The organism is Arthrobacter sp. MDT2-3 (assembly GCF_059090465.1).
The window spans coordinates 443,320-466,539 of the sequence record NZ_JBNHFS010000003.1; the positions used below are offsets into that span (position 1 = coordinate 443,320).

A 23,220-nucleotide genomic window follows, 5' to 3' on the forward strand; every position below is an offset into this window, starting at 1 on the left:
CGGCAGTGCCGAAATTAGCACGCCCGCCGAATTTCCAGTCATCAAAGACATAAAGCCATGCTTATATTGCACGCTGTTACGTGGGGTGGAGCGAGGATCGCACGCGTGGTCTTCTCGATATTTACGCCCAGGGGGCAGAATTTTCGTCGCTTGCTGCGGTGGGAGGAGCTGATGGGGTTGTATTCCCGGAGGTGCTGGAGACGTTGTGCGGGCGCGCGCCTTGGAGCACCTCGTTGGCTGCCTGCGTCACGTTGAGTGCACTTCCGCCAGCCCAGGCAAGGCCAAACCGGATGGGGCCGGCTTCCGCCCGGGCCCTATTGATGATGGCATCCACTCGTCGTCGTTCTTCCTGGTCCAGCGACAGACCGTGGCTTATGCGGTATGAGTCCGCCGCGGCGAGGAGCCGGATGGCAGGCTCGTAGCGATTCTGCGAAGTGTAAACGCCGGCCAATGAGTCGAGGACACCGACCATGGTGCCCTGCACCCCAAGCTGGTTGGCAGTACCAACCGCTTCGAGCAGCAGGCGCTCGGCGCTGTCATAGTCCCCGGCCTGCTCCATGCTCTCCGCAAGGTTGGTGAGCACCATGCCGAGGAGCCAACGATCCCCAAGCGGCCGGGTTAGCTCGACACACAGTTGCGAAAGTTCAAGTGCCCGCGGGTAATTGCCCGCAAAGTAGGCCGAGCGCGAAAGCACCACTAGCGCGCCAACCCTGACCCGGCGGCTGACGCCCGAATAGGACAGGGCTTCCTCCGCGAGCCGCTCGGCACTAGTGAAATCACCACTTTGTGCGGCCTGCACGGCCAGGCACGCCGTGCTCCAAGCCATGCCTTGGCCGTTACCGGATTCTTCGAACGCTTCGAGGGCCCGGCGGTGAAGGTGGGCCGCCTGGTCAAACCGGCCCAGCGTCCAGGTCAGGGTAGCCGCGCCGCTCAGCGCCGGCGCCCGAAGCTCAGGTGCTGCATTCGGCGTGGCCTCCACGAGCGTTGCTGCTGTTTGCTGCTGTTCGCTGACGTCTCCCGTGAGCTCCCAGTAGTGCCAGAGTTCTCCGACCAGGCGAAGAGCAAGTTCCGTTGAACCATCGGGTCCCGCCGCCCAACGCAGTGCCGCCCGGAGGTCGAGGGCGTCGGTGTGAAGTGTCCGGAAAGCGTCGACCTGATCCTCTCCCCACAACTGCGGGCCGACTTCCTCCGCGAGGGCAAGGTAGTGCTCGGCATGCCGGCGCCTGATTTTGGATTCCTCCGGGAGCAGTGCGAGCCGGTCCCGCGCAAATTCGCGGATCGACTGGAGCAGGGACACACGTTCCCGCCCTGCGTCGTCGGTGTAGCGCCGCAGCAGGCTGTGACCCGCGAGCGCAGACAAAAGGACTTCTGTGGACGTTTTGTCAGGTGCGGTTAGGCCACAAACTGCGTGAATCGCCGTCACCGTGGGATCCCCGGCGAAAACGCCGAGTCGGTCGAAGACCAGGCGTTCAGGGTTCGGGAGCAGTCCGTAACTCCATTCCATCGTGGCGGTGAGCGTCCGCTGCCGGTCCGGAAGGTCCCGGAAGGTGTCGGGCAACGCGGCCAGGCTGACCTCCAAATCGTCCAGGAGGTCGCGCTCAGTGAGGCGGCGCAGTTGGGCTGCGGCCAGTTCGAGAGCCAGGGGAAGGCCGTCTAAACGCTGGCACAGCCGAGTTATTACGGTGGCATTGTCATCGTTGACGTCGAACTGGGGGCGAACTGCCCGTCCACGGTTCAGGAATAGCTTCACCGCCGGCACGGCGCGTAGTAGGCGCGGTGGCAGCGGCGGGTCGACTGGCGGCACTTCAAGCGGTGCCAGCTCAAATTCGTACTCGGGACGGAGCCCGAGGCGCCGCCGGCTGGTGGTCAGGATCCGCAAATCAGGAGCGGCGGTCAGCATGTCCAGCACCACCGGCCACGCGTCCTCCAGATGCTCGAAATTGTCCAGAACCAGAAGCAGCCGGCGTGTCTGCAGGAAGCGGGAAGCTACTTTCAGCGGATCCTCGCCGGCACTCGCCTCAAGTCCGAGTGTCGCCACGATAGCGCCGGGCACTTGCTGAACCCGGGTGAGTGGGGCCAGATTAACCCAGCCCACGCCGTCGGCCATGCGCTCGCCCAGCCGGGCAGCGGCTGCCAAAGCCAAGCGGGTCTTCCCCGTTCCTCCTGCACCCGTCACCGTCACCAGCCGGCAGCCCTCCGAGCGGTACAGCGAACACACCTCCCCCAGTTCGGCCTCCCGCCCTACCAGCGGAGTAAGGGCAGCAGGCAGGTTGTCGATGCGCTGCCGGGTCCGGTGATGTCCGTTAGCGGCCGGAGCACCGAGTGACGGGTCCTGTTGGAGCACCAGTCTTTCAAGCTCCTGCAGATGATCGCCGGGATCAATACCAAGTTCCCTCGCGAAAGTTTTCCGCGCCTCCCGGCACGCTGCCAGGGCATCTGCTTGCCGGTCTGCACGGTACAGCGCGAGCGCGAGCGATGCCCATAGCCGTTCCCGGAAGGGATGCTCCGCGACCAGCCGCTGCACCTCCCCCACCACAGCGGTATGCCTGCCCAACGCGAGTTCGATGTCGAAGAGATCCTGGTACGCGTCCAGCCGTGCTTCTTCCAGCGCGTCCAGGTCCGGTGCCAGCAGCTCGATGTCGGCAAGGTCAGGGAAGGCCGGCCCTTTGAACAGGTCCAGTGCCTGACGCAGCCGGCCCGCACCTTCAGCCAGCTTGCCGTCCTGCACCGCCTGTTCACCGGTCGCAACGTACTGGCGGAACTGGAGCAGGTCGAGTTCATCGTCCGCAACTGCCAGCAGATAGCCGCCCGGCCTGCTTGCAAGTCGATGGGAGGCGGAGCCTTTAGGCCGGCCCGGTTCCAGCAAGCCCCGCAAATTGGCCGCATAAACCTGCAGCTGCGGTAGCGGATGCGCGGGCGGCTGCCCGGCCCAAACAGCCTCGGCCAGGAAGTCGGTGCTGACAATGGCGTTCGGCCGGAGCGCCAGGCATTCGAGGACGATCCGCAGTTTCCTGCTGGTCACGGGAACCGATGCGCCGTCGGCTATGACCTCCAACGGACCCAGAGCCCTGATCCACAGTGCGCCCATCCCCGAGCACCCCTCACCGACCGGCTGCCGAAGCAGGCCATGCCCGCCCCGCAGAACCCTCGACCAGCGACCCCTAGCGCCCGCCCTTCACCCGCAATGTGCCCTTGGGGGCAACATCAACCCCATCATGCTCCTGGCTCCAAGGATGGTCCAGAGTTCCGGCGCAAATTAAGGGCGGATTAAGCCCCGGGAGTCAATCTTGAGCCACTCATCCGAGTACATCTGAAAGGAAGATCCCATGAAAACCAGCAGCATCACCCGTGCACTCGCCCCGGCTGCCTTGGCTGCAGCCGCCCTCGTCGCCCCCGCGCCAGCGGCCGTTGCGGACGACTTTTTTATCCTGCCGGCAGGCACTGGATGCGAGTTCAACCTGGGGTTCCAGTCAACAGGAGGGAACCTCCATACAAAAGAATTCACGGACGAAAACGGCAACGTGGTTCGTCTTTTCACGTCAGGAAAAGGTGTGCTCCTGACCTACACGAACTACGGGTTTCGGCCAAAGAAGCCGGTGGCGGGCGAATCCATCACCATCCGAACCGATGGATCAGTCTCGCACACCGTTACCAACCCCGATGGGACTTTGACGGTGACCGCGACCGGACACAATGGCCTGATCATGTTCCCCACAGACATACCTTCGGGGCCCACGACCACGCACTATATCGGAAAGATCGTGTACAACATCGACCCCGCTACCGGTGTCTTTACTTTGGTAAGCACCTCCGGCCAATCACTGGACGTCTGCGCCGAACTTGCCAACTGACACCTAAGCCAGGTTCCGCTCCAACATCTGGCCGATAATCCGGGCGCCCTCGGGGAAGGCGCCCGGATTCGTGCCCGAGTAGTTGAGCCGGATGAAGAGACCAGCCGGTTCGGCGGGAAACCACTCGTTTCCCGCAGCGATGATTACCCCCGCGGTTTCACAATCCCGGGTGAGCCGCTCAAGGTTGGTTCCGTCGGGCAGACGTACCCACAGGTTCAGGCCGCCCTTCGGCACCTGCACGATGTGCGCTGCCGGGGCGTGCTCGCGCAGGCTGGTGACCAGCAGGTCGCGGCGGGACTCCAGCTGGTGCCGCAGGCTGCGCAGGTGCGTCTGCCAGCCGGGCTGCGTGACGACGTCGAGCGCTGCCGCCTGCAGCAGCCCGCTGACGTACATCGATTCGGCTGCGCGGTCGGCAAGAATGCGCTCACGGGCCGGACCCCGGGCGATCAGTGCGGCCACCCTGATGGACGTGGACACACTCTTGGTCAGCGAGCGCAGGTACACCACGTGCCCGGAGTCGTCGCGGGAAGCGACAGGAACGGGGTTGGAGCTGATGCCGAAATCGTGCGCCCAGTCGTCCTCCACCAGGAAAGCTCCCTGCGCACGCACCACGTCGAGGACTTGGTCGCGCTTCTCAGCCGACCACTGCGCGCCCGTTGGATTGGCGTAGTTGGGCTGGGCATAGAACACCCTTGCTCCGGTCTCCTCAAACGCACGTGTCAATTCCGCCGGGTCCGGCCCGTCCGGGCCCGTGGGCACCGGGACAACGTGCACGCCCACCTGCGCCGCGGCGAGGATCGCTCCCCAGTAGGTGGGCGATTCCAGCAGGAGCGGCTGGCCCCTGCCCACCAAGGCACTGAAGATCGAGCTCAGTCCGCTTTGGCTTCCGGGGAGTACGACGACGTCGCTTGGGTTGGGCGGTGTGGTGCCGGCGGGCGTCGACGCGCCAAGTTCGTGGGCGAACCACGACTGCAGTTCCGGCATGCCCGCGGCCGGCGGCCGCGACAGCGCTGCGTCCCCCCGGGCGGCCCGGGTAAGGGCGGCGCGCACGAGCCGCTCGGGCAGCAGGTCACGCGCCGGGTAGCCGGAATGGAACGAGATGGCATTGAGCGGCACGTCCCGCATGGTTGATGAAGCGGGCGGGAGCGCCGCCAGCGGTGAGCGCAGGGCCGCCGTTTGCCAGCCGTAATCCGACGGCTTCGCAGTCCTGGCGGCACGCACGAACGTCCCCACACCGGGCCTGCTCTCGATGAGGCCCTGAGCGGTGAGTGTCTGCAGCGCCTTCTGCACCGTCACGGGGCTGGCCTGGTATTCGGCCACCAGGGAACGGGTGGACGGCAGCTTCGCGCCGGGCGCGGCTGCAGCCATCCACAATTTCAGGTGCGCCACGATCCGGGAACTGCTATCGTTGTTCATGAAAGACAATAGTAGCGCTACTCATTCGAAGCGCACAGTGATACCGCTTTCGCAGTCCTCCGGATGGTGGCTGGGCTTTCTTGGCGTCGCGGCATTCTCCTTCACGGTTCCGTTCACCAAGGTGGCTGTTGCCGGCCTGTCGCCGCTGTTCATCGGCTCGGGCCGGGCGGTAGTAGCGGGAGTGCTGGCGGGCGCCGCCCTGGCACTTACCAGGCAGCGGCTCCCCTGCGGGATGCACTGGGCACGTCTCGCCGTGGTGGCGGGCGGCGTCGTCGTCGGGTTTCCGCTACTGACGTCCTTTGCCCTGACCAGCACGCCGGCAAGCCACGGCGCCGTGGTCATAGCGCTGCTCCCCGCCGCAACGGCTACCGCGGCTTTTCTCCGCGGGCGCGAGCGTCCCCCGTTCGCGTTCTGGCTTATCACCGCCGTGGGCGCCGTTGCGGCGATCGTCTTCGGTTCCCTGCAGTCCGGCGGCCTCGGCAAGCTCCACTGGGCGGACCTGTTGCTGCTGGGTTCCGTACTGGCAGCGGCGATCGGCTATGCGGAGGGCGGCCTGCTGGCCCGTGAGCTCGGCGCCTGGCAGACCATTGCCTGGGCCCTGGTCCTGGCTTCGCCGTTGATGCTGGTCCTGGCCGCGCTCTCCGTCGCCCTGCAGCCACCGTCCGCCTCCCCGGCGCAGTGGGCGGCCTTCGCCTATCTCGGCGTGGTGAGCATGTTCCTGGGTTTCTTCGCCTGGTACCGCGGCCTGGCGATTGGCCCTATCGCCCAGGTCAGCCAGATCCAGCTCGTCCAGCCAGTGCTCAGCCTCTGCTGGGCCGCCCTCCTGCTAGGCGAAACGCTGACGTGGGCCACCATCGTCGGCGGCCTCGCTATCATCCTCTGCGCAGGCGCCGCAGTTCGGGTGCGTCTCAAGCCTGCCCCGGCGCCGCCAATCCAGCTTCTTCATTCCACCGCATCCCTTCAGCCCGCAAAGGACTAGCACCATGTACACCCCAGCCCATTTCGCAGCCGACCCTGAAACTGTCGGCGGCCTGCTTACCCGGCCCGGCGCCCTTAACCTGGTCACCATGACGGAGCAGGGCCTGCTGGCAACGCTTCTGCCGTTTGTCTTCGACCCCGACGCCGGCGAGCACGGCGCGCTGCAGGGGCACCTCGCCCGGAACAACATCCAGTGGTCCGAACCGGCCGTCGGGGAAGCACTGGCCATCATTCAGGGCGCAGACGCGTACGTGTCACCCTCCTGGTACGCCTCGAAAGCTGAGCACGGCCGCGTTGTGCCAACGTGGAACTACACCACCGCCCACGTCTACGGGCGGCTGGTGATCCATGACGATCCTGCATGGCTGGCGCGGCAGGTACGGCGGCTCACCGGCGTGCACGAAAGCGAATTTGAGCACCCGTGGAGCGTGGACGATGCACCTGAGCGCTTTATCGCCGGCCAACTGCGGGCAATCGTGGGCGTTGAACTGGTGATCACCAGGATCGAAGCGAAGGCCAAGTTGAGCCAGAACCGGCCCGAAGCGGACGTTGACGGGGTGGTTGCCGGGTTGTCAGCCCGGGGCCACGCGGAGGTTGCCGCCGACATCGAGCGCGTCCGCTGACGGAAATGCGTAACTCTTAGGCGCCGGCTCACACGCGAACGCCCGGTATGGAGCGGGTTGTGCGGGCAAGGAAGTCTAGGAGTTACGCATTCCGGTCAGCCTAGCAGGGTCAGGAAGAAGCCCGGACCAGCTCTTCGCTCTTCTCCCACAACCCGCGCGCCAGTTCGGCATCGTAGGCCTGGGGGTTGGCTTTGGACATGGCGCGCTTGGCGTAGAAGGCCCCGGAGAACCAGTCCCTGCCCGGGGTGCCGTTGATAAGCCACAGCATTGTGTCGGCGCCCTCGTCCGGGGTGAGCATGAACCTGTTGAGCAGGGTCTTGTACGCGTGGCGGAAGGGGCTGGTGGACTCCGCGGCAAAGTTGGTGCGGACCACGCCCGGGTGGAACGCCGCCGTCGTAATGCCCTGGTCCCTGTAACGGCGGTCCAGCTCGGCGGTGAACAGGATGTTGGCCAGCTTGCCGGTGCCATAGGCGCGGTTGGTGGAGTAGCTGCGTTCGGCGGCGAGGTCCGAGAGGTCCAGCCGGCCAAAGCCGTTGGCGGCGCTGGACGTGTTGATCACCTTCGCGTGGCTGGCAACGAGCGTGTCCATCAGCAGGCTGGTGAGCAGGAACGGCGCCAGGTGGTTGATCTGGAACGTGGATTCGTTGCCGTCCACAGTGAGGGCGCGCTTGCCCATGATGCCGCCGGCGTTGTTGGCCAGGACGTCGATGCGCGGGTAGTCGGACTTCAGCTGGGCGGCAAGGGTGCGAACTTGCGCGAGCTCCGAGAAGTCGCTGACGAAGTAGTCGGCGTTGAGCTCCTTGGCGACGGCGCGGGTCTTCTCTTCGGAACGGCCGACGACGACCACCTGCTCCCCTGCCTTAACCAGTGTCCGCGCGGCTGCTGCGCCGATGCCGTCGCTGGCGCCGGTGATCACGATGGTGCGAGAGGTCAAGGAGTGTCCTTTGGTCGATGGAACGTCAGGCGTGAAGCTGGAGCACGCCGCCTCTGGCACAACGACGCCGGCAGGCCAAGTGTTCCCTGCCGCCCCTGCCACGGCATATCCTGCAGACACCAGCCGAGCCGAGGGAGGACCGTCATGGAGATGCCAAAAGCGACGGACGGGGACAAAGAACGCTTCAGGTCCCTGGTTCCGGACCGCCCGGACGTTGTGGTCAAGCCAATGTTCGGGAACCTCGGCGCCTTTGTGAACGGCAACATGTTCGCCGGACTTTTCGGGCCTACCATCGGCGTCAAACTGTCTCCCGGGGACCGGCAGGAACTCGAAAGCGCGGAGCGGACGGTCCCTTTCGGCCCAGCGGAGCGCCCGATGGGCGGCTACACCGGGCTCCCGGAGATGTGGAACGAGGAGGGCGACGGCGACGACGCCCGGGCGAAAGCCTGGATCCACAAAGCCTTGGAGTACGTGGCGGGGCTGCCGCCAAAGGAACCTAAGGCTCCGAAAGCCCGGGCAGCGAAGTAGTAGCGCAAGACAACTGCTGTCACGCAGTTTACCGCTCATTCATATCTTGGTCAGAGCCTGTCCAACCGGCCTCCCTACGGTCGAGGGCATGGACAACATCTCACGCAGATCCCTGATTTCCGCCGGCCTCGGGGCCGGCTTGGTCGCCGCCCTGCCGGGTGCCGCCGTCGCCACCTCCATCGCGGACGACGCCGGCCTCCGCACTGATCCGTTCCTGCTCGGCATCGCGTCCGGTGAGCCGTGGCCGGACGGCTTCGTGATCTGGACCCGCCTTGCCTTGGATCCTTTGGCCGATGACGGCCTGGGCGGCATGCCCTCGCGGCAGGTACCCGTCGCCTGGGAAGTCGCAGAAGACGCCACCATGCGCACCGTAGTAGCCCGCGGCGTCGAACACGCCCGGATCGAAACCGCCCACTCCGTGCACGTTGAGCTGAAGGGCCTGAAGCCCGGCCGCGAATATTTCTACCGGTTCCGCAGCGGCCGCCACATCAGCCAGGTGGGCCGCACGCTGACCGCCCCGGCACCGCACGAGACGCCGGCCGCGCTGGCCATGGCGTTCGCCAGCTGCTCCCAGTACGAGCACGGCTACTTCACGGCCTACAGCCGTCTGGCCCAGGACCACCCGGACCTGGTCCTGCACCTGGGCGACTACCTCTATGAATACAAGAAGGACAGCTATGTGATCGGCGGCGGCAACCCGCGCGACCACCAGGGCCCGGAGACCAGCACGCTGCAGGGCTACCGGCAGCGGCACGCCCAGTACAAGTCCGACGCCGACCTGCAGGCGGCGCACGCGATCGCGCCGTGGCTGGTGGTCTGGGATGACCACGAGGTGGACAACAACTGGGCGGACGAGGTCCCGGAGAACCGGGACGCCGGCCAGCTCAATGACACCACGGAGCGCTTCCGGCAGCGCCGGGCGGCCGCGTTCCAGGCGTACTACGAGAACATGCCGCTGCGTGCCTCGTCAGTTCCCGCCGGGTTCGACATGAAGATCTACCGCACCATCCAGTGGGGCCAGCTGGCCAACTTCCACATGATGGACACCCGGCAGTACCGCGACGACCAGCTCGCCGGCGACGGCTGGAAGAAGAACGTGGCGGACCGCCTCGCTGAGAACCGCACCATCACCGGCGCCGAGCAGGAGAAGTGGCTGCTGGACGGGTTCAAGAACTCCACCCAGCGCTGGGACATCCTGGGCCAGCAGGTGTTCTTCGCTGAGCGGGACCGCGCCCAGGCCCTGGACGTGGACGACGTCTCGATGGACGGCTGGGACGGGTACGCCGCCTCCCGCCGCCGCATCACCCAGGGCTGGCTGGACGCGAAGGTGCGCAACGCCGTCGTACTGACCGGCGACGTACACCGCAACTGGGCAAATGACCTCAAGGTGGACTACAAGGACCCCGCGTCGCCGGTGGTGGGTTCGGAGCTGGTGTGCACGTCCATCACGTCCACCGGCAACGGCACGGGCGCCACCACGGACCCGACCATGGCCTGGAACCCGCACCTGAAGTTCTACAACGATTCGCGCGGGTACGTGAACACCAGGATCACCAAGGATGCGATGACCGCGGACTTCCGGGTGCTTGACTACGTCACGACGCCGGGCTCCCCGGTCAGCTCAAAGGCCTCGTTCCGGATCCAGGACGGAGTGCCCGGCCTGCAGCCGTAACTGGCCCGCCCTCTTAAAATAAGTAGCGCCAGGTGTCGTTTTGGAGGTTCCAAACGACACCTGGCGCTACCTAGTTGGGGGAAGCTAACCCGCCAGGCCGGCGAGCAGGAAGATCACGGCGGCGATGGCAAAGCCCATCACGCCGATGAGGGTTTCCATCACGGTCCATGTCTTCAGTGTGGTCTTGACGTCCATACCGAAGAAGCGGCCCACCAGCCAGAAGCCGGAGTCGTTGACGTGGGAAACCACCACGGAGCCGGCGGCCACGGCGATGACCAGCGCGGCGACCTGCATGCCGTTCAGGCCTGCCAGCGCTACGGCCGGAGCGATCAGTCCAGCGGTGGTGGTGAGGGCCACTGTGGCGGAGCCTTGGGCGATGCGCAGGATGGCCGAGATCAGGAAGCCGGCCAGGATGAGCGGGATGCCCAGGTTGCCCAGGACGTCGGCCAGTGCGGCGCCGATTCCGGAAGCGCGCAGGACGCCGCCGAACATGCCGCCCGCACCGGTGATCAGGATGACCGAACAAACCGGGCCCAGGGAGGATTCGAGCAGTTTCTCCAGCGCGCCGGCGTCCTTGCCACGCTTGGCGCCCAGGACGAATATGGCCACGATCACCGCGATCAGCAGCGCCACCGGCGTTTCACCGATAGTGCGCAGGACCTGGAACCACTGCTCATCCTTGACGGCCTCGCTCAGCACGCCGGAGGAGGCCAGCGTGTTCAGTCCGGTGTTCATGAAGATCAGGACCAGCGGCAGGAGCAGCAGCCCCACGATGGTGCGGAAGCGCGGCGGGTGGGACTCGGCGTCGGCCGTTGCATGGCCCAGAAGCTCCGGCACGGGCAGGACGAGCTTCCTGCCGGTGTAGAGGCCGAAGAGGTAGGCGGTGACGTACCAGGTGGGGATGGCGACGATGAGGCCGGCGATGGTTACGAGGCCAACGTTGGCTTCAAAAAAGGCGGACGCGGATACCGGGCCCGGGTGCGGCGGCAGGAAGATGTGCATCACGGAGAAGGCGCCGGCGGCGGGCAGGCCGTAGCGGAGCACTCCCCCGCCCAGGCGGTGGGCGACGGCGAAGACGACGGGCAGCATGACCACCAGGCCGGCGTCGAAGAAGATGGGGAAGCCGAAGATCAGCGAGGCAAGGCCCAGGGCAAAGGGGGCGCGCTTCTCACCGAAGATGCCGATGAGGTAGTCGGCCAGGACCTTGGCGCCGCCGCTGGTTTCGACGATGCGGCCAAGCATGGCGCCAAGACCCACGAGGAGTGCCACGGTGCCCAGGGTTGTGCCGAAGCCGTTAATCAGTACGGGCACCACCTGGTTGGCGGGGATGCCGGTGGCGAAGGCGGTTGCGAGGCTGATGACGATCAGGGCGAGCAATGCGTGCATGCGCAGCTTGATGATCAGGAACAGCAGCGCGACGATCGCGGCCGCAGCGATGAGCAGCAGTGGGCCTGCACCCATCGTTTGAGTCCATCCTTCGATGGTCATGGTTCTCCTTTGAAACAGAGTTTTGTTGGGGCTTGGTGAGTCGTAAGTGTTTAGGACGCCTGGCCGGCGGAAAGCTTCAGCGAGGCGATGATGGTTCTAACCAGCTCTTCCGGGGACTTGGAGATGTCCAGGCGGAGGCTTCCGGCCGCCAGTTCGTCGTCGCTGAGCGGTTCCAGGGTTGCCAGCTGGCTGGGCAGGAGCGTGGGCGGCATAAAGTGGCCCTCGCGGCCCTGCATGCGCTGGCCAATCAGGTCCGCTTCGCCGTGGAGGTGCAGGAACAGGACGCGGCCCTCCGCCTGGGCAAGCAGCTGCCGGTAGCTCTGCTTGAGGGCGGAGCAGGTCAGCACGGTGCTCTTGCCGGCCTTGGCCTGGGCGGTCATCCAGTTCTGGATCTCTTGAAGCCAGGGCCAACGGTCCTCGTCCTCCAAGGGAATGCCCTCGCTCATCTTCTGGATGTTGGACTGCGGGTGGAACTCGTCGGCTTCGGCACAGGCCCAGCCCAGCTGCTGGGAAAGAGCTGCCGCAATGGTGGACTTGCCGGACCCGGCAACCCCCATCACCACCAGGTGAGTGGCTGGATACTGCATGTTTTACCTCCGAAGAAGACGCCGTTGGCTTAGTGAAGAAAGCTCATCGCGCATCCCACAAGGAGGTGCGCTTGGAATAAGGTAGCACCTTTTAGCACCATAGATACTATCTTTAGGTGTCACAAGTCATACCAATTGCTTCTTTTCGATAAGCTGGGGGCGCGTGCAGGCGCAGAGGAAGGCAGGAAAAGATGTCGACGGCGACACCACAGGACGCGGACAACGCGCACGACGGCGGGGCCTCCCCTGCCATGCATGAACGCGTTTTGGAGGCGGTCGGCGTCGCCATTGCTTCCGGCGAATTACCTCCCGGAAGCCGGCTCACCCTGGAGGGGATCCAGCAGGAGTACGGCATTTCCCGGACCGTGGCCCGTGACACTATGAAGGTCCTCGAGTCCATGAACCTGGTGTACTCGCGCAGGCGGGTGGGCATCGTGGTGCAGGAGCGCCGGCTCTGGAATGTCTTTGACCCCAAGCTCGTGCGCTGGCGGCTCGCCTCGGACCGGCGCGAGATCCAGTACAGCAGCCTCACGGAGCTGCGCATCGCCGTCGAACCTATTGCTGCTGCCGGCGCCGCGCGCCGGGCGAGCGCCGCTGAACGGGCCAAGCTCACCTCGCTCGCTGCCGACCTGCGCCGGCTCGGCGAGGCCGGGGAGCTTGAGGCATTCCTGGCGGCGGACATCGAATTCCATTGCCTGCTGCTGGAAAGCTGCGGCAATGAAATGTTCCTTGCGCTGGAAGGCATGGTGGCCGAGGTGCTCACCAGCCGCACCAAGCAGGGGCTGATGCCCTTCAAGCCGCGGAACGAGGCACTGCAGGCGCACGAGGATGTTGCCGCTGCGGTCGCTGGCGGGGACGCTGTTGCTGCCGAGAACGCGATGCACCACATCCTCGATGAGGTGCGGAACGCGATGGGGCTGCACTAGCCAACGCAAGAAACAGGGCCGGTCGGTGACCGGCCCTGCTTCTTGCCAGGTGCTTGGCTGCAGCCGGCAGATGAGCCGGCTACCCGCCGTCGTACGCGCGATGCCTAGACCTGCCGAACACAACATTCACAGCAGCGATGCGTAGGGCTCACTGGGAAGGTTGCCTGCCGACCACGGCTTGGTGGAGCGGAGGTCGTGCGTGTGTGCCCGGTGTTTCCGGCCGTCAGTCAGGACGGTGCAAACGGTAAAGATGAGAACCCAGAGAACAAATAGCAGCAAGCCGATCAGTTCCATTGTTGTGCCTCTTGTGAGTGTGGCGGATTTGGTGATTTGAGTGTGTGCGGCCGGCGTGTGAACAAGCGTGTGAACGCCGCAGACGCCGGGAGCGGCCGGCGGTACCATGAGCCGTATGGCCGAGAATTGGATTCGGCTCCTCGGTCCCCCTGCCATCGAGTCACCCGGCACAACCCACCTGCAGCCCAGAGGCCGCAAGGCCTGGGCAGTGCTTGCGTACCTCGCGTTGCAGGCCGATGGCACCGGCAGGTCCCGCACGGCGTCGCTGCTGTTTCCGGATGCCGCCGATCCCCTCGGTGCCTTGCGCTGGAATTTGTCCGAGCTGCGGCGCGCCCTCGACGGTGTAAGGGTGGCCGGCGATCCTTTGCGGCTGGAGCTGCCGCCGCCATGGCGCTGCGATGCCCTGGAAATGGTGGACTCAGCCGCGAATCCCGCCCTGGAGCCCCGCAGCTTCACCGGCCAGTTGCTTGAGGGCTTGTCCTTCGCAGACTGCCCCGTCTTCGATTCGTGGCTGGCTGACCAGCGTTACCGCCTCGATAACGTGGTCCAGTCACTGCTCTACGAGGCAGCGCTGGCAGCTCTTGCTTCCGGCGCTCCCGGGGAGGCCGCGGAACTGGCAACCCTGGCGTTGGAGAGAAATCCCTTCCACGCAGACAGCAACGCCGTCCTGGTCAAGGCGCTCGTGGCTTTGGGAGAGCACCGCCGGGCCCGTGAGCACGTCATCAGGTCCGGCGACCTCTACCGGCAGGAGCTCGGCCTGCCGCTGCCCTCGGAAATCCGCCGGGCACTCTCCGCAGCGGCCCCGGAAGCAGATCCGGGAGTGCCGGCCACCGAAGCCACCGTGCGCTCCTATCTCGATGCCGGCGGTTCGTCGCTGTGGGCGGGGGCCGTGGACCGGGGGCTGGAACAGCTGCGGCTCGCAGTGGTGCTGGCCCAGCGCACCGGCAACAGCCATCTGCTGGCCGAGGCCCTGGTGACGTTGTCCGCGGCGCTGATCCACCAGGCGGGCGGCCGCGGCGCCGAGGTGGCGGATTTCCTGCACCGCGCGCTGCAGGCGGAAGGGCCCGACGGCGCCTCCCGGACTGCCGCTGCCGCATACCGCGAACTGGGCTACCTGTCCGTGCAGCGGGGTGTGCCGGACCGCGCTGCCGGCTGGCTGGACCGGGCGATGCTGGCGGCGGAGGGATTCCCCGATGAACAGGCAAGAGTCCTGGCGATCCAGGGCATGTTGGCCTCAGACACCGCACGGTACGGGAACGCCGTGACCGCGCTGACGGAGTCCGGAAACCTGGCCAGGGCTCTGGGAAACCGCCGGCAGCAGGCGTTCAGCGAGGCGCTGCTGGGCCGCGTTCGGTTGCTCCGCGGGGAGCTGGAGCAGGCGGCCGACTCCCTGGACCGGGCACTGGTCTGGATCGCGGAGGAACACTGGACAGCTTTCGAGCCGTTTGTGGCGGGGGTGCGGGGAGAGACCTACCTGGCCGCCGGGCAGCTGGAGCAGGCAGCGGCCATGATTGACCGGTCCTGGGTGATGGCTGATTTGGCCGGGGACCACTGCTACATGGCCTTGGCAGCCGGCGCCGAGGCGCGGCTGTTCATGGAGCACGGCGATCTCACCGCTGCCGAGCACTGGATAGACCGGGGCCTCGAACCCAAGCCGTGGTACCTCTGGTATTCCGCCCGGCTGTTGGATACGGCGGCGGAAGTGTCCATTGCCAGCCGGTCACCGCGAGCCGCTGCTTTCGTGGAGCGGCTGGCAGAGCTCGCGAGCCGGAGCGGGATGCGGGAGTTCGTGGTGCGGGGGCAGTCCCATCGGGCCATGCTCGGTGACGAAGCGGCAGCACAGGCAGTTCCCTGGCTGGCGAAGGAGATTGATAACCCTGCGCTGGCGGCGTTCCTGGCGCAACGGCACCACGGCTGAGCCGGAAGCGGCACACTCGGGTTAACAAAAAGCAGGGCCGGTCAGTGACCGGCCCTGCTTTCAAAAATTGAAACCCTTAGGCCCCAGTTTCTCTAGAAATTAGAGGGACTGGATGTTTACGGCCTGGGGACCCTTGGGGCCCTGCTCGGTTTCGAAGGAGACCTTCTGGTTCTCTTCGAGTGAGCGGAAGCCGGAGGAAGCGATCGCAGAGTAGTGTGCGAAAACGTCCTGTGAGGAGTCATCGGGGGAAATGAAGCCGAAGCCCTTTTCAGCGTTAAACCATTTGACGGTACCAGTAGCCATTATTTTTGTCCTTCGTGAAGGTGGAGGAAAAGTCCCGACTTTCGGGTCCTCCGGTGTGGGGTGTTCAAAACCGCTACTTCAGAAGAACGGGGACTTTCGACCCCGCGTACTGCCTGAACTACCAACTGCATAAACACAACAACAGGATCAACTCTACAGGAGATTTGGAGCACCAATTACCACCGGCTTCAGCCGGCACATCCTGCCACAAGATTCAGCCTGTCATTCCCCGGGCGAAGTGCGGAACAGACCGTTCCTTTCGGGGGCTCAGGCGGCCTCACCACGGGGCTGTCAGGAATAACCGGACCGGGCGTATGGTTCGTCTATGGATCGGATTCGAACCATTCTGCTTCCGGGCTCTATTCTCCCCGCCCAGCCAGCGTATGAGGCCCTGATTGAAGCCCTGGGACCCGAGGTACGGGCCGTCGCCAAGGACCTGGAGCTCTATGCGGGCGACGAGCCTCCGCCGGGCTGGAGCCTGGACACAGAGATTGACGGCGTACTGCGCCAAGCCGACGCCCTCGGGTGGGAGACATTCCACCTGGTGGGATACTCCGGTGGCGGCTCAGCCGCCCTGGCATTCGCCGCCAAGCACCCTGACAGGCTGCTCAGCCTGGCGCTGCTTGAGCCCGCCTGGGCCGGGAACTGGGACTGGAGCCCCGGGCACACGGAGCTCTGGAAGAAGTACGAGCAGCTCGAAGCACTCCCTCCGGACCAGTTCCTGCCCGCCTTCATAAGGCTGGGAGTCAAGCCCGACGCCGTCCTTCCGCCACCGCCGCCCGGCCCCCCGCCGCCGTGGATGGCGAAACGGCCCGCGGGCATCAAAGCCTTCCTGCGGTCCTTCAAGGACTACGACTTGGAGAGGGAGCGGCTGGCAGCGTTTCCGCGGCCCGTGTTCTACGCTCTGGGCGGCCTGAGCAACCCGGATGCCTACGGCGAGATTGCCAGCCGGCTGGCAAGGGTGTTCTTCCCGGACTTCCATCTGGAGGTGTTCCCCAAGCGCCACCACTTCGACCCCCCGCACAGGATCGAGCCTGGGCGGCTGGCGGAGTTGCTCCGGCGGCACTGGGAGCAAGCGGAAGCCGGCAAGGCGGCCGGCCCTGCCGCGGTCCCCCTGCAAGGGTCGCAGTGAGCCGTCGCAGTCCAAGTCCGGGCTGGGGCGGCTGACGGCGGACGAGGCAAGACTTACGGCGGCACGTTCCGTATGCCGCCGGCCCGCTCTTCAAATTGCTTCAGAAATTACCCATCCGAAGTGCGATATCGCCCGAATAGCTGGCATAACCCCTTGGGGTTGGCAGGCATACCCACCTGACCCAGACACACATATCGCATTCAGGAGATCACCATGGCAACACACACAAACACCGGCATGGCCACCCGCACCAACGTGCAAAAGGCATCGATGGCAGTGGGCGCAGTGTTCCTGCTGGTCGGCGTCCTGGGCTTCATTCCAGGCATCACAGCCAACTTTGACCAACTGCACTTCGCCGGCCACCACTCCGAGGCCCTGCTGCTGGGCCTCTTCCAGGTCTCGGCCCTGCACAACATTGTCCACCTGCTCTTCGGCGTGGCCGGCATCGTCCTGGCCAAGACCGCTGGCGGCGCCCGGTCCTTCCTGCTCTACGGCGGCATCATTTACCTGGTCCTCTTCGTCTATGGCCTGGTGATCCCGCAGGATTCTGCCGGAAACTTTGTCCCGCTGAACGGCTTCGACAACATCCTGCACCTGCTGCTCGGTGTCGGCATGGTGGCACTGGCACTCGTCCTCACCAAGGGGCACACCAAGGCACGCGTCTAAGCGCCCCCATCGGCGCTAACAGCCGCCGGACCAGCGCAATGGCCCCGAACCACAGCTTCGGCTGTGGTCGGGGCCATTGTCACGTCCCGGGAAACCGTGACGCGTGGCCGGTTACAGCGGTTTCGACGGGCCCTTCCGGCTCACCGCTCGCTGACCGCATCGTCTGCGTCCACGCGGCCGTGCTCCCAGTAAGTGCCGGTGCCTTCGACAGGCTCGGCGGTTGATTCGATATCTTCCCGGACTGACTCGTTGGTGGTGCCGGGATGGGAGCTCCAGACAAGTGCAGCAACACCGGCAACGATCGGTGAAGCCATGGACGTTCCACTGGCAAGGTCATAACCGGTCTGGCTGCCGCTCTGGATGCCCAGCACAAACGGATGGTTGGGGAACGTTGAATAGACGTCGACGCCCGGCGCCGCCACGTCCACCCACTCTCCGTGGGTTGAGAAGGGTGCTTTCAGATCATTATTGTCGGTTGCCGCCACGGCCATGACCTTGGGATATGCGGCCGGATAGATCTGGGCCTGGGTACCGGCATTTCCCGCTGCGGCCACGAGGACCACGCCCTTGTCCCATGCGTTCTGGATCGCGGTTTCGAGGGTGCGTGACGGAACGGACTGCCCCAGGCTCATGTTGATTACCTTCGCCCCGTTTGCCACCGCCCAGTCGATGCCCTCGGCAACGGCTGAGCTGGAACCGGCCCCGTTGTCGTCGAGCACTTTGACATCCAGGATGGTGCAGTCAGGGCATACGCCGGCGACGCCGGCGGAGTTGTGTTCGGCGGCAACGATTCCGGCAACATGGGTGCCGTGACCGTACCTGTCGTGGTCCGCCGGTTCATCGATGATCGTGCTGCTGAAGTTGGCCCGCGCAACCACCTTGTGCGAGATGTCCTCGTGGTCTATCGCCACCCCTGAATCGATGATGGCCACCTTGGTACCGCTTCCCCTGGTGATGTTCCACGCTGCGACAGCGTCCACGTCGGCGTCCCTGGTGCCTGCCGGCACAGTCAGCGTGTTGGCGGTATCCGTGAACGACTGCCCAACGTTGTGAAGAGCGTACTGGCGTTCGAAATAGGGATCGGCCGTGGTGGCAGTAACCACCTCATCCGGCTCGGCGTACTCAACGTCCGGATTGCTGCTCAACTCCTGGATGAGTTGTGCTTTTTTCCCACGGGGCGCTTTTACTAGGACGGCGCCGGTGCTTCCGATGGTCGCGCTCGAGTTAAGGCCTTTCTGGCGAAGCAGGCCTGGTGCAGCAGCATCGTCACGGAATTTGACCATAATTTGCCCCGCGTCTGGGGATGAATCAGGCGCTGCATTGCCGGGGGATGCCAGTGCGATTCCACCAAGCGACATCATTGCCGCTGCGAAACTAGCCACTATACGTCGTTTCATTTCGCAATTTTGCCCCTACCCGCACCGGCCGGGGTAGGGGAGTTCGGCTACTCCCCTACCTAATCCCGCCCTAACCAGGTGCCATTGTGCGGCACAAGGGCAAACGCTACGATGCTGCCGGGGAGAGGGTCCTGGTCTCGCATAACGACCATGAGGTGCCCATGACCGACTTCTTCACCATGCAGCCCGGCGAGAGCGCGGCCCCTGTCCCACCGGGGCCCGTCCTGTGCACCGGGACGGCGGGCATGCGGCGCATTCACCGCGTCTTCCTTTGGGCCTATGACGAGGCGCCCGGCCTGGTGCGTTCCGCCGCTCCTGGCGACACCGCCCGCGCCGCCTACGTGGGCGAAGTGCTGGGCAACTTCGACAAGCTGCTCCACCTCCACCATGAGAGCGAGGACGAGCTCATGTACCCGCAGCTGGCCGAACGGGCACCAGCGTGCGCCCTTCACGTGGGCCAGATGCTCGAGCAACACCGCCAGGTCACCCAACGGCTGGAGACCATCGAACCCGTCCGCCTGCGCTGGATGGAAACGGCAGACGCAGCCACCGGCCAGGAACTGGCTGAGCGCTACGAGGTCCTGAGGGCTGTCCTCAACGTGCATCTGCGCCGGGAGGTCACCGAAGTGATGCCCGCCGTGGACAAGGTGATGACCCAGAAGGAGATGAAGGCAGCCGCGGAGCACGGGAGCAGCCAGGTCAGCAACAAGTTCCTGGTCGGTTACCTCGGGATGGTGCTCGCCACGAATCCGCCCGCAGACCGGAAGGAACTGTTCAAAGAGATCCCCGCGCCGGTCCGCGTGGCCTACCGTCTCGTCGGGCGCAGGATGTACCGGAAGCAGTATTCGACGCTCTTCCCGGGACGCCCGGTTCCCGAGACGCTTTAGTCCGCGCTGCCTCTTCGACAAGGCGCATGAACAGGCGGGCGCCGCCGCGCCCTTGGACATAAAGGACGACGGCGGCGCCGCCTTGCTGTCTACGTCACCGATGCCTCGTCCGAAGCTGGGCGGTGGGTCTTGATTACGGTGCGGAACGCGTACCCGAGTCCGTGCCCTCCCCCGACGTTGGAACGAAGTTCCAGTCAAAGGACCCGTCCTCCCGCAGTGTCATCCGAAGGAACCCGTGGGTATCGCTCAACCGCTCCTCGATGTACGACGGATCGCTGAGAAAGGAGCGGAGACCGATACCTCCCGTGGAAACCTGGAACGCTGTCATCCCGTCTTCCACACACTCGTCCTCGTTGTTCACCGGACATGACCGTTCGTAGTTGTGTTGTGACCCTGAGAGGGTCAGACGGACCCGGTGCTTCCACATCACATCGATCCAGGGCTTATGGTTTTTGGCCCGCTCATGTTCGTTCGTGTCCGACGTGAAGTACGGTTCGTGGTGCACCACTGCCAGGTGCTTTCCGGCCGCCTTGGCAGCAGCAAGGTCATCGTCCAGCCACTTCGTGGTCTCCATAGCCTTCGCGGTGTCGTACCGCCACTGCGCGGAGGACAGGAACGCGAAGTGCCAGTTCCCGAAGTCTTTGGAGTACGGTTGCCCGTTCTCGATGAATCCACGCTCCTGGTTGATCGCAGCTTTCGCCTCAGACCCCGGGCATTCGCCATTCATGAAGTTGTCGAGGTCTTCGTTCCGGCCAGGCCTCCAGTCATGGCTAGGGCCGGACACCCAGTACAGCTTGGGCATCGTGCCGCCCCACAGCTTCGTCCAGTACTCCACGTAGTCCTCGCATTGCGCGATGTCGTACTGGAAGTCCCCTAGCCCGAGGAAAGCGTCAATTTCGTTGTTTTGCACGAGCCGCGTGATTGCCGCACCGTTCTTTCCGGACGGGCTGTCAGTCTTAGTGGTCTTGGGACCGTTCATGTCACCGACAGCAGCGATCCGAACATCACCAGGGGCCGGTGGCGGACTGGTCGTAGTGGCCGTTGGGGACGGCGGCTCAGGCGGCTCCGGAGGGCTGGTGCAGCCGGCGACAGAGAGCGCCAGGAGGGCAGCGGCGGCTGCGGCCACACTGCGGAAGGATCTGTGACGAGGGAGTGCTGCATGCATCCGATACCCCTTCGAGAAGCCGGGCCGCGAGCCGGCTTCCAAGACAGCCAAGCTCAGCGGCACCTTGATAGTCCTTCAGGCCGAGACTGGCTGTCAAGGGCGTGCGGCGCGCTGACCTGCGCAAGCAAGACGTAGGGGCGCTTTGCAGCAGAATCCAACCCTGACCCCAAGGTTTTTACAGGGTGCAGTCCTACCCTTTAAGAAGCGTGTACTTCGTCTCCGGTGAAGAAGGCGGGCCCTATGCGGGTGCTGATGGTCGAGGATGAACAGATGCTGGGCGAAACGGTGCGCCGAGGCCTGTCCAACGAGGGATTCGTCGTGGAGGTCGCCCATGACGGCGTCAGCGGGCTGTGGGCTGCGACGGAGAACATCTACGACGTCATCCTGCTGGACGTCATGCTGCCGTTGAAAAACGGTTACGAAGTCTTGAAGGAGATCCGGGAACGGAGAATCTGGACTCCGGTGCTGATGCTGACGGCGAAGGACGGGGAATACGACCAGGCCGATGCCTTCGACCTCGGGGCTGATGACTACCTTACGAAGCCGTTCAGTTTCCTGATCCTGGTGGCCCGCATCCGCGCCCTGATTCGCCGCGGCGCCCCCGAACGGCCGGCTGTGCTGTCGTTGGGGTCGCTGGTCCTGGACCCGGCCCGGCGCACGGTCTGCCGGGGTGACCGCGCCATAGTATTGACCGCCCGTGAATACGGACTGCTGCAATACCTGATGCGGCGCCACGACCAGGTGGTGTCCAAGGCAGAGATCCTGGACAACGTGTGGGATCCGGCTTTCGAAGGCGGCGATAACGTTGTGGAGGTGTACATCGGCTACCTCCGGCGGAAGATCGACATTCCGTTCAATCTGCATACCCTGACCACAGTTCGGGGTATGGGCTACGTCCTCACCGCGGACGCAGCTTCACGGCGGACTTAGCTTTGGAAGCGGAGACCGCAGCCGGTCATCGCGATCACTGTCTTGGAGCTCGACGGGGTTGGCCCACGGGAAGACGAGCTCGAACCGGCACTCGCCGTCCGGGCTTTCGGTCGCACTGATGGTGCCGTGATGCGCGGCCATAATGCTTTCCGCGATGGCCAGTCCCAGGCCGCTGCCCCCGCTTCCGCGCGTCCGGCTTTCATCCAGCCGGACGAAGCGGCCGAAGATCCGGAGACGGTCGCCTTCCGGCACGGGGTCGCCGTCGTTGTCGACGGCGAGGACGGCCTCGCCGTCGACGGTGTCGAGGGTGATCCTAATGCGCGAGCGGGCATGCTTGTCCGCGTTGTCCAGCACGTTCCGCAGCACCTGCCCAAGCCGCATCGGGTCACCCTGGATCCGCACCGGCCGGAGGTCCGCCTCAATGCGGTGCGCGCTCGTGGCCCGCAGGCGGCGAATCTCATCCTGCACCACATGGTCCAAGTCGACGTCCGCCACGTCGATGCGCAGCCCGCCGTCGTCGGATTTGGCCAGGGTCAGCAGGTTTTCGACGAGGTAGCGCATCCGGGCTGTTTCATCGGCGAGGACATCCTTCAACTCGTTCCATGTTGCCCCGGTGGGGTCCGCGGAAGCAACCTCAACCGCAGCACTGAGGGTTGCCAGCGGACTCCGGAGCTCGTGGCTTGCGTCGGAGACAAACCGCCGCTGTTCCTGTTCGGAGGCCTGGAGCCTGTCCAGCATGCTGTTCATCGTCAAGGCCAGTGCCATAATTTCATCACCCGTCGGCGGCACGTCCACCCGTCCGCTGAGCCTGTGAACGTTGATACGCGATACCTGGTGCCGGATCCGCTGCACCTGTTGCAGGGAACGCCCCACCAGCTCCCACACCAGCAGTCCAACAGCCACGAGCAGCACCGGCGTCAAACCCAGCATGAACCACGCGACGGTTGAGACGGTATCTGTCTGGACCTGGACGGTGGACGCAACCGCCACCGTGTAAGTCTTCCCGCGTACAGGGACGCCCTTGGCGACGACAAGGAAATCCTCGCTGTCGCCCAGTTCGGGCAGTCCGGGCACTTTCTGTGTCAGGATCTCGCCCGCTGATGGCCGCAAGGAAGTCACGGGCTGTGCAGCTCCGGCGGAATCAGAGGATGCGAAAACAGTTCCGGCAGGCGCCAGGATCTGCACGTATTGTCCGGCATGAGCGGTGGTCATGATGTATTCGGCGGCTTCCTCCACGTCATGATCCGCCATCTGGGCAATCACGTCGTCAGCCTTGCGTAGGGCGGCCGTCTCAGTGGATGCGCTGAGATACGTCTGCAACAGGATCAGCAGGATGGACCCGGCGACGAGGAGCGCGACTGCCACCACCACCACCGCGCTGGCCGTGGCACGCTTGCGGACGCCCCAGCGTGTCCTGCCGGAACGGAAGCGCGCCGCAAGGGAGCGGGGACCCGTGCTTTCGGGATCCATGCCTTAAGAATGGTCCGTTCCGGGGCAAGGGACAAACCCCCTTCTGCAGGGTGCG

General features: G+C 65.0%; 21 protein-coding genes. 11 read left to right on the plus strand and 10 right to left on the minus strand.

The genetic code is table 11. The annotated features are described in order from the left end of the window. Positions 1-121 precede the first annotated feature (121 nt). Positions 122-3,088 carry an AfsR/SARP family transcriptional regulator gene (locus AC5RUQ_RS11990; protein WP_493947533.1) on the minus strand — a complete coding sequence of 989 codons (2,967 nt, stop codon included), beginning with the start codon at positions 3,086-3,088 and terminating at the stop codon, positions 122-124. A 238-nt stretch (positions 3,089-3,326) separates the two neighbouring features. Here AC5RUQ_RS11990 and AC5RUQ_RS11995 point away from each other — a divergent pair, with 238 nt between their 5' ends. Continuing rightward, positions 3,327-3,851, plus strand: coding sequence for a hypothetical protein (locus tag AC5RUQ_RS11995; protein ID WP_493947534.1), 525 nt, complete (start codon positions 3,327-3,329; stop codon positions 3,849-3,851). A gap of 3 nt (positions 3,852-3,854) precedes the next feature. On the opposite strand, the gene AC5RUQ_RS12000 is transcribed toward AC5RUQ_RS11995, so the two are convergent. Continuing rightward, complete coding sequence (locus tag AC5RUQ_RS12000; protein ID WP_493947535.1) at positions 3,855-5,267, minus strand: aminotransferase-like domain-containing protein; 1,413 nt, start codon at positions 5,265-5,267, stop codon at positions 3,855-3,857. On the opposite strand from AC5RUQ_RS12000, the gene AC5RUQ_RS12005 reads away from it, so the two are divergent. Together AC5RUQ_RS12005 and AC5RUQ_RS12010 are read left to right on the plus strand one after the other, a co-directional pair. Further along, positions 5,266-6,246, plus strand: a complete 981-nt coding sequence (locus AC5RUQ_RS12005; RefSeq protein WP_493947536.1) for a DMT family transporter — start codon at positions 5,266-5,268, stop codon at positions 6,244-6,246. The two genes, AC5RUQ_RS12000 and AC5RUQ_RS12005, sit on opposite strands and share 2 nt — an antisense overlap. 4 nt (positions 6,247-6,250) lie before the next feature. Beyond that, on the plus strand, positions 6,251-6,868 hold the full coding sequence (locus AC5RUQ_RS12010; protein WP_493947537.1) for an FMN-binding negative transcriptional regulator: 618 nt from the start codon (positions 6,251-6,253) through the stop codon (positions 6,866-6,868). 109 nt (positions 6,869-6,977) lie between these two features. On the opposite strand, the gene AC5RUQ_RS12015 is transcribed toward AC5RUQ_RS12010, so the two are convergent. Next, positions 6,978-7,802, minus strand: coding sequence for an SDR family NAD(P)-dependent oxidoreductase (locus tag AC5RUQ_RS12015; RefSeq protein ID WP_493947538.1), 825 nt, complete (start codon positions 7,800-7,802; stop codon positions 6,978-6,980). Between the two features lie 144 nt (positions 7,803-7,946). Here AC5RUQ_RS12015 and AC5RUQ_RS12020 point away from each other — a divergent pair, with 144 nt between their 5' ends. Both AC5RUQ_RS12020 and AC5RUQ_RS12025 read left to right on the plus strand, forming a co-directional pair. Further along, positions 7,947-8,330 (plus strand): TfoX/Sxy family protein, encoded by a 384-nt coding sequence (locus AC5RUQ_RS12020; RefSeq protein ID WP_493947539.1) that lies wholly within the window; start codon positions 7,947-7,949, stop codon positions 8,328-8,330. An 88-nt stretch (positions 8,331-8,418) separates the two neighbouring features. Further along, positions 8,419-10,002: an alkaline phosphatase D family protein gene (locus AC5RUQ_RS12025; protein WP_493947540.1), complete on the plus strand. Its 1,584-nt coding sequence runs from the start codon at positions 8,419-8,421 to the stop codon at positions 10,000-10,002. A gap of 84 nt (positions 10,003-10,086) precedes the next feature. On the opposite strand, the gene AC5RUQ_RS12030 is transcribed toward AC5RUQ_RS12025, so the two are convergent. Continuing rightward, a complete protein-coding gene (locus tag AC5RUQ_RS12030) occupies positions 10,087-11,490 on the minus strand; it encodes a GntP family permease (protein ID WP_493947541.1) in 1,404 nt (467 codons plus the stop codon). A gap of 50 nt (positions 11,491-11,540) precedes the next feature. After that, positions 11,541-12,077, minus strand: coding sequence for a gluconokinase (locus tag AC5RUQ_RS12035; RefSeq protein ID WP_493947542.1), 537 nt, complete (start codon positions 12,075-12,077; stop codon positions 11,541-11,543). A 191-nt stretch (positions 12,078-12,268) separates the two neighbouring features. Between AC5RUQ_RS12035 and AC5RUQ_RS12040 the strand changes: the two genes are divergently transcribed. Then, on the plus strand, positions 12,269-13,003 hold the full coding sequence (locus AC5RUQ_RS12040; RefSeq protein ID WP_256246281.1) for a FadR/GntR family transcriptional regulator: 735 nt from the start codon (positions 12,269-12,271) through the stop codon (positions 13,001-13,003). Positions 13,004-13,129: 126 nt separating this feature from the next. On the opposite strand, the gene AC5RUQ_RS12045 is transcribed toward AC5RUQ_RS12040, so the two are convergent. After that, the gene (locus AC5RUQ_RS12045) at positions 13,130-13,297 is read right to left on the minus strand and encodes a hypothetical protein (protein WP_493947543.1); all 168 of its coding nucleotides are present in this window, start codon (positions 13,295-13,297) and stop codon (positions 13,130-13,132) included. Between the two features lie 115 nt (positions 13,298-13,412). On the opposite strand from AC5RUQ_RS12045, the gene AC5RUQ_RS12050 reads away from it, so the two are divergent. Beyond that, entirely contained in the window at positions 13,413-15,215 is a 1,803-nt protein-coding gene (locus AC5RUQ_RS12050; protein ID WP_493947544.1) for an AfsR/SARP family transcriptional regulator, read from the plus strand. A gap of 99 nt (positions 15,216-15,314) precedes the next feature. On the opposite strand, the gene AC5RUQ_RS12055 is transcribed toward AC5RUQ_RS12050, so the two are convergent. Then, positions 15,315-15,518, minus strand: coding sequence for a cold-shock protein (locus AC5RUQ_RS12055; protein WP_066274236.1), 204 nt, complete (start codon positions 15,516-15,518; stop codon positions 15,315-15,317). A 325-nt stretch (positions 15,519-15,843) separates the two neighbouring features. Between AC5RUQ_RS12055 and AC5RUQ_RS12060 the strand changes: the two genes are divergently transcribed. Both AC5RUQ_RS12060 and AC5RUQ_RS12065 read left to right on the plus strand, forming a co-directional pair. Then, on the plus strand, positions 15,844-16,650 hold the full coding sequence (locus tag AC5RUQ_RS12060) for an alpha/beta fold hydrolase (RefSeq protein WP_493947545.1): 807 nt from the start codon (positions 15,844-15,846) through the stop codon (positions 16,648-16,650). A gap of 213 nt (positions 16,651-16,863) precedes the next feature. Continuing rightward, entirely contained in the window at positions 16,864-17,316 is a 453-nt protein-coding gene (locus tag AC5RUQ_RS12065) for a DUF4383 domain-containing protein (protein WP_493947546.1), read from the plus strand. Positions 17,317-17,456: 140 nt separating this feature from the next. Here the strand turns inward: AC5RUQ_RS12065 and AC5RUQ_RS12070 are convergent, their stop codons facing one another. Beyond that, positions 17,457-18,713, minus strand: coding sequence for a S8 family serine peptidase (locus AC5RUQ_RS12070; protein WP_493947547.1), 1,257 nt, complete (start codon positions 18,711-18,713; stop codon positions 17,457-17,459). Between the two features lie 86 nt (positions 18,714-18,799). On the opposite strand from AC5RUQ_RS12070, the gene AC5RUQ_RS12075 reads away from it, so the two are divergent. After that, a complete protein-coding gene (locus AC5RUQ_RS12075) occupies positions 18,800-19,600 on the plus strand; it encodes a hemerythrin domain-containing protein (RefSeq protein WP_493947548.1) in 801 nt (266 codons plus the stop codon). A gap of 133 nt (positions 19,601-19,733) precedes the next feature. Here the strand turns inward: AC5RUQ_RS12075 and AC5RUQ_RS12080 are convergent, their stop codons facing one another. Then, a complete protein-coding gene (locus AC5RUQ_RS12080) occupies positions 19,734-20,579 on the minus strand; it encodes a hypothetical protein (RefSeq protein ID WP_493947549.1) in 846 nt (281 codons plus the stop codon). Between the two features lie 426 nt (positions 20,580-21,005). Between AC5RUQ_RS12080 and AC5RUQ_RS12085 the strand changes: the two genes are divergently transcribed. Next, entirely contained in the window at positions 21,006-21,695 is a 690-nt protein-coding gene (locus AC5RUQ_RS12085; RefSeq protein ID WP_493947550.1) for a response regulator transcription factor, read from the plus strand. Here the strand turns inward: AC5RUQ_RS12085 and AC5RUQ_RS12090 are convergent. Continuing rightward, complete coding sequence (locus tag AC5RUQ_RS12090) at positions 21,681-23,165, minus strand: sensor histidine kinase (protein ID WP_493947551.1); 1,485 nt, start codon at positions 23,163-23,165, stop codon at positions 21,681-21,683. The two genes, AC5RUQ_RS12085 and AC5RUQ_RS12090, sit on opposite strands and share 15 nt — an antisense overlap. Between the last annotated feature and the right edge of the window lie 55 nt (positions 23,166-23,220).